Here is a 12,193-nt window from a genome sequence, read left to right as displayed (position 1 = left end):
CAACCGTCTTTCAGTCGTTAAATTCCATGCCCATGCGCAAGCACCAGTCTCGGAGAGGCGCAAGTTCCGGATGCGAAAGCGCTGCGCCAAGATAGCGGAACGTCCTTGGCATATGTTGCATATAACCGGGTTTTCCATCCCGTTCCAACAGTCTTACCCAGATACCGGCAAGCTTGCAGTTGCGCTGCGCCGACATGATGGCGAAGGCCTTGAGGAAAGCGGTCTCCTCAAACGAAGGTGTGTTTCTTCTGCCGTCGAGATAGTGCGAAAGCAGACGCGCTTGCAGTTCGCGGGAGATGGTGACCCGGGCATCCTGCACGATGGAAGCGAGATCATAGGCGGTCGGGCCGATCATCGCGTCCTGAAAATCAATCAGTCCGACCTGCCGGATGCCGCTATTCTGCTGTTGCCATATAATATTCGGCGAATGGAAATCGCGCAGCAGAAGCCCCGTTTCGCAATCGGCGAGCGTATCGATCAGCCTGTCCCATAGGGCGTAGTAGTCGCTCTTTTCTCCGTCGGTGAGCGGCTTGCCGCGTTTGTGGGGCAGATACCATTCCACCAGTAGCGACACCTCGATCTTCATCGCCTGCCGGTCGAACGGCGGAACCTCATAAGTACTGCCATCGCCGACCGGCAGCAGATCGGGCCGGGGCGTCTGATGGAGGGCGGCGAGACAGGCGACGCTTTGCAGATAACGCTCCTCTATCGGCGTTCCGTCAGATGCCAGCACTCCGTCCCGTCCGAGGTCCTCCAAAAGGAGAATGCCCTGATCGGTATCCGCCGCCAGAATCTCCGGCGCGCAAAAGCCGCTATTTCCCAGATAGTTGCCGATCGCCACGAAGGAACGGGCATCCTGGGCGAGATGGGCGATTTCCGCATAGGTCTTGCCATCCGCGACGATCGCCCCTCTCAAGGGGCGTCGCCAGTCCATCAGGATAAGGTCCGAACCATCGGTGGAAATAGTCTCATAGGCGCGTGTGGAAGCATCGCCGCTCAGAAAACGGCGCGTCGCGTCGCCCATGCCATTTTTTGCGAGGAACGCGCGGATGGCAAAAACGCGCTCAAGCCGTGCTTTTTGCTTCGCGGGAGCGTCGATCACAGCCAGACGCCCTTCACCGGAGTGGGTCAGCGTCAAGCTGATGGTCTGCTCGGGCGGCAGAACCTCGGCAGCCATATCCGGCCACTCGATCAGACAGATACCGTCCTCCAGCATCTCGTCAATGCCGAGCTCGTCCAGTTCGGAGACATCCGAAAGCCGGTAGAGATCGAGATGCGCGACCGGAATACGTGTGGGGTAGGTCTGGATGATCGTGAATGTGGGGCTTGGAACTTCAAGATCCGGTGCGTCCGCCATCGCCCGGATGAAAGCACGCGCGAGGGTGGATTTGCCAGCACCGAGATCGCCGATGAGCGCAAGGCAATCCCCGGCCGTCAAAGCCAGCGCCAAATCTTCACCTAACCGGATGGTGTCTTTTTCCCCATCAAGGGAAATGGCGATTGGCAGGATATCGTCACTCATTCTGCGGCGATGGAATGCGGGCGCGTGGCGGAGGGAATGCGGCAGGTGACGATGGTGCCGTTACCGGGTCGGCTGTCGATGCTGACGGTGCCGTGATGCAGGCTGACGAAGCTTTCCACGATGGAAAGGCCAAGCCCCGCGCCGGTTCGCCGCCCGCCATTACCGCGCGTCTCGAAGCGGTCGAAGACGCTCTTCAGCATGTCTTCCGGGATGCCCGGGCCCTTGTCCGCCACCGAGAACAGGAAGTCGCCCTCGCTGCGCCGGCAGGAAAGCTGAACGACAGATCCTTCCGGCGCGAAATTGATCGCATTGGTCAGAAGCTTGATGAGGATCTGCTTCAGGCGCTGATGATCGGCCACCAGGCTGCCAAGATGGGCCGGTGCGACGACCTCGAGCGAAATGCCGCTCTCCTGCAGCCGGTCGGCGATCTGCACCGATACATCGTCAAGCAACTCGTTCAGATCGTTTTCCGAATAATTCAGCTGCATGATGCCGGCATCGACGGTCGCGAGATCGAGAATATCGTTGACGATGGTCAGAAGAACCGAGGACGAGGTGGAAATATGGTCGAGATATTCCGCCTGCCGCTCCGTCAGTTCTCCAATACCCGGGGTCTTCAGGAGATCGGTGAAACCGATGATATTCGTCAGCGGCGAGCGCAATTCGTAGGAGACGTGCTGCACGAAATCGTTCTTCAACTCGTCGGCTTTGAGCAGTGCGTCGTTCTTTTCCTTCAGCGCTCGCTCGGCCCGCACGCTGTCTGTCATGTTGACGAAAGTCAGCATGGTCTGCGCGTCCGGCAGCGGAATGATGGCGTAGTCGAGCACGAGGCCGGAGAGCAGCTCAAGCGTACCCTGCCTGGAGGGACGTTCGTCGTCGAAGCTGGTGATGAACTGGCTGAAAGAACGCCAGCCGTCCGGCCTGTCATAGGATTGCGTGCAGGCCGTTTCGATCGCGCGGATGTGGGTGCCCGTTTCGACCTGTTCCGCGGTAACGCCCCAAAGCGCCCGGAATGCCGGGTTGGAAAGGCGAATGCGCCCATCCGCACCGAACACGGCGACACCTTCGGCCAGATGGTCGATGGTTTCGCCCTGCACCTTCACCAGCGTGTTGTAGCGCATCTGCAGATCGACCTGTTCGGTCAGGTTCTCGAAGACCCAGGTCGCGCCGCCCTGCGGGTGGGCGGTTGCGATGACCCGCAGGGTCTGGCCGTTTGGCAGATGCCAGAGATCGGTCTTGGTATCGAGCGAGCGATAGACGGAGAGTGCCGTCTCTTTCCAGTTTTTCCAGTTCAGTTGCTCCGGCAACTTGCCGGCGGTGCGCAGCCTGTCGAGAAGCTCGGAATTATCAGGGCCGGACTCGAGGAAAACCAGATCGAAACCCCACAGGGTTGCAAAAGCCTGATTGTAGAATTGCAGTCGCTGCCGGCCGTCGAAAATGGCGACGGGCGTTGCCAGATGATCCAGCGTTTCGGCGTGGCTTTTCAGAACCCGCTTGAGTTCCTCGCGGATGGTTTCCGCTTCTGTGGCGTCGATGGCGATGCCGGCGGACCCGCCCGCCGTCTTGATGTCGACAACATCGAAGAAAGTACGATTTCCGGACACCACTGTCGAAATACGGTCGTGATAGGGCGATTCCGGCGTTGCGGCCGCGCGTATCTTCTGCCGGGTAACGGTATTGAGAAGCTCGCGTTTTTCGTGAACGGCCTGGTCGGCATTGCGCGCATCCACTGCCTGCGCATAGGCGTGGTTGACCCAGGTGAGGTCACCTTCGCCATTGCGCTGCCAGACGGGCTGCTCGATCGAATCCAGAAGTTCCTGAAACGTCGAGACCGAGGCCACGAGGCGCTCGCGCTCCACCTGCAATTCGGCAAGCTCCGCACGCAGATTGTTGAGCGCGATGAAACGCGCAAAGGCATTGCCGCCGGAAACCCGGCCCTGAACCTCAATGACTTCGCCGCGCTGTGTCTCGATGGTCAGGTCGAAACTTTGCGCGTGGCTGCGCAGCTTTTCCAGTGATTTTTCAAGCTGGCTTGCGGATGCGGGTTTCAGCCAGCGCCCAAAGGCCAGAAAATCATGGTCGGCCTGCGGTGCGCCCGTTTCCACCGGCAATTGCCCGAGAAACTCCGGGCGCCTGTCCGCACCATCCCAGATGACGATGCGTCGGCTTTTGTCCGAGATCAGCGCTTCATATTTCGCGATCTTGTGGTGGGACTGGGCAAGTGCCTGGCGATATTCGCTGCTTTCCGCCTCTATATTGCCGCGCTGCCGCACCAGCCAGACGACGGAAAACAGCGTTGCTGACAGCATGCCGACAAAAAGCGAATAGGTGATTGTTTCTCCGGATGAAAACAGCCGTGCGCCGGTCTTTGCCGCAAGGCTGTCCTGCGCCAGCGCCATGCTTGCAGAGCCGGTGAGAATAGTACCCGACATCAGGACGGGAAGCCTCGCAAAGCCCGTCCGAACCGCACTGACGACCTGCCGGCAACGGCCAATAGCCGCGCTCAATGCCACGCCAGAATGCGTGTTTTCAACGCGTTGAACTGTCTGCTCGCGCAGATCCGAATTGTGAACCGTCATCCCCGGTCTGTCTCCGTCCTATGTGCCGCATCTTCGACAAGACATCCCATTTCGTCCCCCGCCGCCCTTTGGCGTGTCCGAATCAAGTTCGATGACAATACCGCCTTCATAAATCTGCGGAAAGGGAGCGCGCAAAAAAGATGCCGCGCGCTTTGTCAAGCGCGCGGCATCTACATATTGTGTAATTTCAGTGGATATTAACTATGAAATTAATATCTGTAGTGTTCTGCCTTGAACGGGCCCTGCTTCGAGATGCCGATATAATCTGCCTGCACGTCGGTAAGTTCCGTCAGACGCACGCCGAGCTTCTCAAGATGAAGGCGTGCAACCTTTTCGTCGAGGTGCTTCGGCAGCACGTAAACCTCGTTCTTGTATTCGCTCTGCTTGGTGAAGAGTTCGATCTGGCCAAGCACCTGGTTGGTGAAGGACGCCGACATGACGAAGGACGGGTGACCCGTGGCATTGCCGAGGTTCAGCAGGCGACCTTCGGACAGAAGGATGATGCGGTTGCCCTTCGGGAACTCGATCATGTCGACCTGCGGCTTGATGTTCGTCCACTTGAGGTTACGCAGCGATGCGACCTGAATTTCATTGTCGAAATGGCCGATATTGCCGACGATCGCCATGTCCTTCATCTCGCGCATATGCTCGATGCGGATCACGTCCTTGTTGCCGGTGGTGGTGATGAAGATATCGGCCGACGAAATGACATCTTCAAGACGAACAACTTCGAAACCGTCCATGGCGGCCTGAAGCGCGCAGATCGGGTCGATTTCGGTGACCTTGACACGGGCGCCGGCGCCCTGCAGCGAGGCGGCCGAACCCTTGCCCACATCGCCGTAACCGCAGACCACGGCGACCTTGCCGGCCATCATCACGTCGGTTGCGCGGCGAATGCCGTCGACGAGCGATTCCTTGCAGCCGTATTTGTTGTCGAACTTCGACTTGGTGACGCTGTCATTGACGTTGATGGCCGGGAAGGGCAGCAGGCCCTTCTTGCTGAGGTCGTAAAGACGGTGAACGCCTGTCGTCGTTTCTTCGGTAACACCCTTCAGCGCGTCACGCTGCTTGGTGAACCAGCCGGGCGAAGCCTTCAGGCGCTTGTTGATCTGTGCGAAGAGGATTTCTTCTTCTTCGGAGCCGGGATTGGAAAGAACGTCCTCGCCGGCTTCGGCGCGCGCACCGAGCAGGATGTACATGGTGGCGTCGCCGCCATCATCGAGGATCATGTTGGAGAGACCGCCATCGGTCCACTGGAAAATCTTGTCGGTATATTCCCAATATTCCGTCAGGCTTTCACCCTTGACGGCAAAGACCGGAATGCCGGCAGCCGCGATGGCCGCTGCTGCATGATCCTGCGTCGAGAAAATGTTGCAGGATGCCCAGCGGATATCCGCGCCGAGTTCCTTGAGCGTCTCGATCAGAACGCCGGTCTGGATCGTCATGTGAAGAGAACCGGTGATGCGTGCGCCCTTCAGGGGCTTGCTCTCGCCGAATTCTTTGCGGCAGGACATCAGGCCAGGCATTTCGGTTTCGGCGATGTCCAATTCCTTGCGGCCGAATGCGGCAAGGTTGATATCGGCGACGATGTAGTCCTTCTCAAGGCTCATGAGGTTCTCCAGATCAGAAATGCCGTGCCTGTCAGCCCGGCTTTTAAACGTAGCAGCGGTTTAGCAGGCCACAAACGATCTGGCAATGATGATATAAAGAAGTCTTTATGTCTTTATATGGCTGAGGTTCAGGCTTCTTCGCCGAAGCGGTCGGCGACAAGCGCCTCGAGTGCCGCGAGCGCTTCTTCCGCCTGGTTGCCGCTTGCCTCGACATAGACGCTGCAGCCGGGGCTCGCCGCCAGCATCATGAGACCCATGATGGAAGTGCCGCCAACGGTCATGCCATCCTTGGAAACCGTGATCGTCGCGTCGAACCCCTCGACCATCTGCACGAACTTCGCGGATGCCCGGGCGTGGAGACCGCGTTTGTTGATGATCGGTAATTCCCGGGAAAATGGCGACATGGGCTGACTTCTCACTTGCCGCTTAGAACGCGGCTGGCGACGTTGATGTATTTGCGGCCGGCGTCGGACGCATCCTGGAGCGCCTTGTCCATGTTGTCTTCGCTGCGAACACCGGCGAGCTTTATCAGCATGGGAAGATTGACGCCGGCGATGACTTCGACATTGCCGTTGTTCATGACGGAAATCGCGAGATTGGAGGGCGTGCCGCCGAACATGTCCGTCAGGATGATGACGCCATTGCCATCATTGGCGCGTGTGACGGCGTCGATGATATCCTGCCGGCGCTGATCCATGTCGTCTTCGGGACCGATACAAACCGTCTCGATCAATTTCTGGGGACCGACGACATGCTCCAACGCATGGCGAAACTCCTCAGCCAGCTTGCCATGGGTGACAAGCACTAGTCCGATCATGAAATGCTCCCTTGCACACGCACTCTCATTGCCGACTATCGCAACGCGGCAATCCTGTCCATCGGTGGGATTTCATCTTGATGAGGAAAATGCGAATCGCAAGCCTAAAATCGCCCGAATCGCGGTCACTTCACATTCGTTTTAAAAAGATTTTGAGCAAGTGCAGCAAATTTTCCATAGGGCGCAAGACTTGCAAGCGGAATGCGTAAGAGTGGAAGATGCCCGCCGCAGGGCAGCAGAAACACCTCGTCATCTTCAGGAAGTCTTGGATTTTCCGGTGAAAGAACTGTCGTGACGGCGAAATGTAGTGGAGCGCGCGCAACGCTTTTAAGCGAAACAATGCCGCTGCCGCGTAGTTCCAGCAATCCGGCAATCGCCTCCGGCCTCTCGGCAATGATGTTTTCGCCGTCGCGATACACGAAGATCTGATCGTCCGCGATCAATGCGGCCGGCAATCCGCACCGTTCGGCTTCCGTCAGGAAACTGAAGGCAAGCTCGCTTTTGCCGCTGCTGGACGGTCCGGTGAAAAGAATGCCGGTATTTTGAACGACGATGGCGGTTGCGTGCAGGTTGAAGCGTTCAGCGTTCATGGGTCTCGGCCGCCGGCAGCGACAGGGTGAAGCGCGCGCCGGAAATCACGCCATATTTGTCGACGACATTTTCCGCCCTGAGGCTGCCGCCATGGGCCTCGGCTATCTGGCGGCTGATGGAAAGGCCAAGGCCGGAGTTCTGGCCGAAACCTTCGCTTGCCGGCCGGTCGGTGTAGAAGCGCTCGAAAATCCGGTCGATGTCTTCTGCCTGAATGCCGGGTCCGTTGTCCTCCACCTGCACGATGCAACGATCCTTGTGGCGGGAAAGGCGAACGGTGATGCGGCCGCTTTCCTCGGCAACGAAAGAGCGCGCATTCTCGATGAGGTTGGTAACGACCTGGCCGATACGAAGATCGTGACCATTCACCACGAAGGAGGTTTTGGCGCCTGCCTTGCGATCGGCAACATAATCGATCGTCACGCTTTTCTTTTTGGTGCTGATCTGGCGGGATATATCCACAAGCCCCTTCATCAGCACATCGAGATCGAGCGGCGATGCATCGGCGCGTGCCAGCTCGGCATCGAGCCGCGAGGCATCCGAAATATCGCTGATCAGCCGGTCGAGGCGGCGGACATCGTGGAAGATGATTTCTGTCAGGCGCTGTTTGGACTCTTCGGTCTTGGCGCGCGGCAGCGTTTCCACGGCGCTGCGCAGCGACGTCAACGGGTTCTTGAGCTCGTGGCTCACATCGGCGGCGAAACTTTCGATCGCATCAATGCGGTCATAGAGCGCCGTCGTCATTTCACGCAGCGCGATGGAGAGGTTGCCGATCTCGTCCTGACGCGCTGAGAAATCCGGTATTTCCTCACGGGTTCTCGCCCCACGACGCACGCGGATCGCGGCGGCCGAGAGCCGCCGGAGCGGCGTGGCGATTGTCGAGGACAATAACAGAGACAGCACGATATTGACGAGCGTGGCGATGCCGAAGACGCGCATGATGGCAAGGCGCTCTGCATGCACGATCTTGTCGATATCGCCCGCCTGCGTCGACAGCAGCAGCACGCCGAGCACGGCCCGGAAGCGCTGCACCGGCACGGCAACCGAAACGATCAGCTCGCCCTTTTCGGTGACCCGCACGACGGCGCCACGCACGCCGGTCAGTGCATTCATCACTTCCGGATAAATAGAGCCGTCGCCGCCCGGCGCTTCCTTGTATTGCGGCAGGCTGCTTGGTTGCAGCATGCGGTTGAACATGCTGGTGAACCATTCGCCCCAGGTCTGGGTTTCCGGCGTCACCGGCGGCAGATCGAAGCGCAGGACCTGGCCGCGGGAATAAAGATGGCGGGAATCGAGAAGCAGGTTGGCGTCGGCATCGAACAGACGCGCGCGGGTGCGGGTCGGTGAAATCAGCCGGCGCAGCACAGGGGCCACCCGTTCAGGATTGATCGGGAAACTTAAGTCCTCGTCATTGGGGGCAGGCGTGATGCTCTGCCCAGCCTGCAATTCGAGAAGCTTTTCCGGATTGATGGTGATCGAGTTGGTGTCAACAGAGGCGGAGGCGGAAATGGCGCCAGCAATGATTTCGCCCTGTGTCAGAAGGCTCTCCACCCGCGCATCGATCAGCCCCTCGCGGAACTGGTTGAGGTAGAGAATGCCGCCGACCAGAACGACCGTCGCCGCGACGTTGAAGAAAAGAATACGGCGCGTGAGGCTGGAAAACACCGCATTGCCGAAGATGCGCCGGATAATCGTCAGTGGATGGATACGATGGCGGCGTTCGCTGCCGCGATCTTCGGCATCGTCACTGTCCGAGACGGTTTCCGGCGTTTTCTTCAACACGTATTTAAGTCCTCGCCACCACTTTTCGGGTGGTCTCTTCCGATTTGCGTGCCGATTCAGGCCGCTTCGCGGAAGCGATATCCTACGCCATAAAGCGTTTCAATCATATCGAAGTCGCCGTCGACCAGTTTGAACTTCTTGCGAAGGCGCTTGATGTGGCTGTCGATCGTGCGGTCATCCACATAGACCTGTTCGTCATAGGCGGCATCCATCAGCGCGTCGCGGCTTTTTACCACGCCCGGCCTCTGCGCCAGCGAATGCAGAATGAGGAATTCGGTCACGGTGAGTGTCACCGGTTCGCCCTTCCAGGTGCAGGTATGGCGCTCCTGGTCCATGGCGAGCTGACCGCGCTCAAGCGTGCGCGCCTGCTGGTCCGCAGTCGGTTTCGCCGCGCCGCCACCGGCAACGGGGGAAGCATCGCGGCTGCTGGCGCGGCGCAGGATGGCCTTGACGCGCTCCACCAGAAGGCGCTGCGAAAAAGGCTTTGTGATGAAATCGTCAGCGCCCATCTTAAGGCCGAACAATTCGTCGATCTCTTCGTCCTTGGACGTCAGGAAGATAACGGGAATATCCGATTTCTGGCGAAGACGCCGCAAAAGCTCCATGCCGTCCATGCGGGGCATCTTGATGTCGAAAATGGCGAGCTGCGGCGGGCGGGCGATCAGCCCGTCAAGCGCGGACGCGCCGTCCGTATACGTTTCGACCCGGTACCCTTCGGCTTCGAGCGCGATCGATACCGAAGTGAGAATGTTCCGGTCATCGTCGACAAGCGCGATAGTCTGCATGTAGTTGGTCTCCATCGTCATTTTCTCGTAACTCCCGACATTCACCCAGCCAAGGTTGTGCGCCGTGAGCCACTCTCTTGAGTATAAAGGTGGAACAAATTGTGGCAAAGGAAATCTCGCAGCCAAATCCGCAGCGCGATGAGGGGATTTCGGTGAAAACGCCGCAGCCGGATTTTAATGCGTCTTCAACCGATTTAAAAAGAAATAAAATCTTTTAAATCGATTAATATATTGAAATCACTAAGTTTTTTAAAGTTCGGCTCTTGCGTTTCTAAAAGCCGCCACGTATTTTCCGAGGAAATTTCAACGTCCTCATCGTCATTAACAAGGAACGCGTCATGAACGAGCTTGGGGTTCATAATCCTGCCAATGGAGTTGCAGAACTCGGACTGGGCGAGGCCTCCCGCGTCTTTTATAACCTCAATGAGAGCGAATTATACGAAGAGGCCATCCGCAACGGCGAGGCTGAACTGACCATCGATGGTGCGCTGCGCGCCGTCACCGGTCAGCATACGGGCCGCTCGCCGAAGGATAAGTTCGTCGTTCGTGATGCCTCCACCGAGAACACCATCTGGTGGGATAACAACAAGCCGCTGTCGCCGGAGAATTTCGAGCTGCTGCGCCAGGACATGCTGGCCCATGCCGCCGGTAAGACCCTTTATGTTCAGGATCTGATCGGCGGTGCCGATGAGGAAAACGCGCTGCCAACACGCGTCGTCACCGAGCTTGCCTGGCATTCGCTGTTCATCCGTAATCTGCTGATCCGCCCGAAGCAGGAGAAACTGGCGGGCTTCAAGCAGAAGCTCACCATCATCAACCTGCCGAGCTTCAAGGCAGATCCCGCCCGTCACGGCGTGCGTACGGAAACTGTCATCGCCTGCGATCTCACCAATGGTCTCGTCCTCATCGGCGGCACCTCCTATGCCGGCGAAAACAAAAAGTCCGTCTTCACGGTGCTGAACTACCTGCTGCCGGCCAAGGGCGTCATGCCCATGCATTGCTCGGCCAATGTGGGTCCCGAGGGTGATTCCGCCGTGTTCTTCGGTCTCTCCGGCACCGGCAAGACCACGCTTTCGGCCGATCCGTCGCGCACGCTGATCGGCGACGACGAACATGGCTGGGGTGAGCATGGCATCTTCAATTTCGAAGGTGGTTGCTACGCCAAGGCGATCAAGCTTTCGGCGGAAGCCGAGCCGGAAATCTATGCCGCGACCCGCCGTTTCGGCACGGTTCTCGAAAACGTGGTGCTGGACGAAAACCGCGTTCCTGATTTCAACGACAACTCGCTGACGGAAAACACCCGCAGCGCCTATCCGCTGCACTTCATTCCGAATGCATCGGAAACCGGCATTGCCGGCCATCCGAAGACGATCATCATGCTGACGGCGGATGCCTTCGGCGTGCTGCCGCCGATCGCCCGTCTGACGCCGGAACAGGCCATGTACCACTTCCTCTCCGGCTACACCGCGAAGGTTGCCGGCACGGAAAAGGGCGTAACGGAACCGGAAGCAACCTTCTCCACCTGCTTCGGCGCGCCCTTCATGCCGCGCCATCCGGCGGAATACGGCAACCTGCTGCGTGAGCTGATCGGCAAGCATGGCGTCGATTGCTGGCTGGTCAACACTGGCTGGACCGGGGGCGCTTACGGCATCGGCAAGCGCATGCCCATCAAGGCGACCCGCGCGCTTCTGACGGCGGCACTTACCGGTGAGCTCAAGGGTGCCGAATTCCGCACCGATGCGAATTTCGGCTTCGCCGTGCCGCTGTCGCTGGAAGGCGTCGATAGCGCGATCCTCGATCCGCGTTCGACCTGGGCCGATGGCGCAGCTTACGATGCGCAGGCGAAGAAGCTGGTTTCCATGTTCGTCACGAACTTCACCAAGTTCGAAGATCATGTGGACAGCAAGGTTCGCGACGCTGCACCTGGCCTGCTGCTCGCGGCTGAATGAATGAAGCCTCATTTATGAGGAGGAGGGGACCCGGCCTTGTGCCGGGTTCTTTCGTTTGGCCTGCTGTTTTCATTTTTTGTGATCTGTGGCATCACCGGCGCGGAGAAAGATCATGGCCAGCGACCCGCTTTACATCAGTAACCGTATCACCATCGCCGGCTGGGAGCTGACGGAGCAATTCGTGCTGGCCGGCGGTCCCGGCGGCCAGAATGTCAACAAGGTCTCGACGGCGGTCCAGCTGTTTTTCGACATCGCCAATTCACCTTCCCTGCCGGACCGGGTGAAAACCAATGCCCTGCGCCTGGGCGGCAGGCGTGTTTCGAAAGACGGCGTGCTGATGATCGAGGCGAGCCGGTTTCGCAGCCAGGAGCGCAATCGGGAAGATGCCCGCGATCGGTTGAAGGAACTGATCCTTGAAGCCGCCGCCCCGCCGCCACCGGTGCGCAAGGCCACCAAGCCGACCAAAGGTTCGGTCGAGCGCCGCCTCAAGGCAAAGTCCGGACGTTCGGACGTGAAGAAAATGCGTGGCAAACCGTCAGGCGAATAGGCGGCAGATGGCGA

The 12,193-nt window shown here is 58.7% G+C and carries 10 protein-coding genes; 2 read left to right on the top strand and 8 right to left on the bottom strand.

Features of this window, described 5'->3' with window-relative positions; all coding sequences use genetic code 11:
- Nucleotides 1-10 precede the first annotated feature (10 nt).
- The 8 genes from tsaE to chvI form a co-directional block, all read right to left on the bottom strand.
- Nucleotides 11-1,522, bottom strand: a complete 1,512-nt coding sequence (tsaE, locus tag OK142_RS13405; protein ID WP_498683285.1) for a tRNA (adenosine(37)-N6)-threonylcarbamoyltransferase complex ATPase subunit type 1 TsaE — start codon at nt 1,520-1,522, stop codon at nt 11-13.
- Entirely contained in the window at nt 1,519-4,101 is a 2,583-nt protein-coding gene (locus OK142_RS13400; protein WP_498683280.1) for a sensor histidine kinase, read from the bottom strand. The genes tsaE and OK142_RS13400 overlap by 4 nt, the downstream gene beginning before the upstream one ends.
- Nucleotides 4,102-4,310: 209 nt before the next feature.
- Nucleotides 4,311-5,711: an adenosylhomocysteinase gene (gene ahcY / locus OK142_RS13395; protein WP_498683278.1), complete on the bottom strand. Its 1,401-nt coding sequence runs from the start codon at nt 5,709-5,711 to the stop codon at nt 4,311-4,313.
- A gap of 128 nt (nt 5,712-5,839) precedes the next feature.
- Complete coding sequence (locus tag OK142_RS13390) at nt 5,840-6,115, bottom strand: HPr family phosphocarrier protein (protein ID WP_003492846.1); 276 nt, start codon at nt 6,113-6,115, stop codon at nt 5,840-5,842.
- A gap of 11 nt (nt 6,116-6,126) precedes the next feature.
- Complete coding sequence (locus tag OK142_RS13385; protein ID WP_035222011.1) at nt 6,127-6,528, bottom strand: PTS sugar transporter subunit IIA; 402 nt, start codon at nt 6,526-6,528, stop codon at nt 6,127-6,129.
- Nucleotides 6,529-6,653: 125 nt separating this feature from the next.
- Complete coding sequence (locus tag OK142_RS13380) at nt 6,654-7,118, bottom strand: HPr kinase/phosphorylase (protein ID WP_498683276.1); 465 nt, start codon at nt 7,116-7,118, stop codon at nt 6,654-6,656.
- Nucleotides 7,108-8,898 carry a two-component system sensor histidine kinase ChvG gene (gene chvG / locus OK142_RS13375; RefSeq protein WP_498683274.1) on the bottom strand — a complete coding sequence of 597 codons (1,791 nt, stop codon included), beginning with the start codon at nt 8,896-8,898 and terminating at the stop codon, nt 7,108-7,110. The genes OK142_RS13380 and chvG overlap by 11 nt, the downstream gene beginning before the upstream one ends.
- Nucleotides 8,899-8,954: 56 nt before the next feature.
- Nucleotides 8,955-9,683 (bottom strand): two-component system response regulator ChvI, encoded by a 729-nt coding sequence (chvI, locus tag OK142_RS13370; protein WP_080600208.1) that lies wholly within the window; start codon nt 9,681-9,683, stop codon nt 8,955-8,957.
- 338 nt (nt 9,684-10,021) lie between these two features.
- Between chvI and OK142_RS13365 the strand changes: the two genes are divergently transcribed.
- Both OK142_RS13365 and arfB read left to right on the top strand, forming a co-directional pair.
- Nucleotides 10,022-11,632: a phosphoenolpyruvate carboxykinase gene (locus tag OK142_RS13365; RefSeq protein WP_082183319.1), complete on the top strand. Its 1,611-nt coding sequence runs from the start codon at nt 10,022-10,024 to the stop codon at nt 11,630-11,632.
- A 112-nt stretch (nt 11,633-11,744) separates the two neighbouring features.
- A complete protein-coding gene (gene arfB, locus OK142_RS13360; RefSeq protein ID WP_498683272.1) occupies nt 11,745-12,179 on the top strand; it encodes an alternative ribosome rescue aminoacyl-tRNA hydrolase ArfB in 435 nt (144 codons plus the stop codon).
- Nucleotides 12,180-12,193: the final 14 nt, after the last annotated feature.

It is taken from the genome of Agrobacterium sp. BT-220-3 (assembly GCF_025910175.1).
Lineage (GTDB): Bacteria > Pseudomonadota > Alphaproteobacteria > Rhizobiales > Rhizobiaceae > Agrobacterium > Agrobacterium oryzihabitans.
The sequence above is the reverse complement of the archived record's forward strand: the minus strand, read 5'-3'. Positions and strand labels throughout refer to the sequence as shown.

What these genes read in the sequence shown, in the direction of transcription:
- tsaE (WP_498683285.1), bottom strand. Translation starts at nt 1,522, where the DNA reads ATGAGTGACGATATCCTGCCAATCGCCATTTCCCTTGATGGGGAAAAA.
- OK142_RS13400 (WP_498683280.1), bottom strand. Translation starts at nt 4,101, where the DNA reads ATGACGGTTCACAATTCGGATCTGCGCGAGCAGACAGTTCAACGCGTT.
- ahcY (WP_498683278.1), bottom strand. Translation starts at nt 5,711, where the DNA reads ATGAGCCTTGAGAAGGACTACATCGTCGCCGATATCAACCTTGCCGCA.
- OK142_RS13390 (WP_003492846.1), bottom strand. Translation starts at nt 6,115, where the DNA reads ATGTCGCCATTTTCCCGGGAATTACCGATCATCAACAAACGCGGTCTC.
- OK142_RS13385 (WP_035222011.1), bottom strand. Translation starts at nt 6,528, where the DNA reads ATGATCGGACTAGTGCTTGTCACCCATGGCAAGCTGGCTGAGGAGTTT.
- OK142_RS13380 (WP_498683276.1), bottom strand. Translation starts at nt 7,118, where the DNA reads ATGAACGCTGAACGCTTCAACCTGCACGCAACCGCCATCGTCGTTCAA.
- chvI (WP_080600208.1), bottom strand. Translation starts at nt 9,683, where the DNA reads ATGCAGACTATCGCGCTTGTCGACGATGACCGGAACATTCTCACTTCG.
- OK142_RS13365 (WP_082183319.1), top strand. Translation starts at nt 10,022, where the DNA reads ATGAACGAGCTTGGGGTTCATAATCCTGCCAATGGAGTTGCAGAACTC.
- arfB (WP_498683272.1), top strand. Translation starts at nt 11,745, where the DNA reads ATGGCCAGCGACCCGCTTTACATCAGTAACCGTATCACCATCGCCGGC.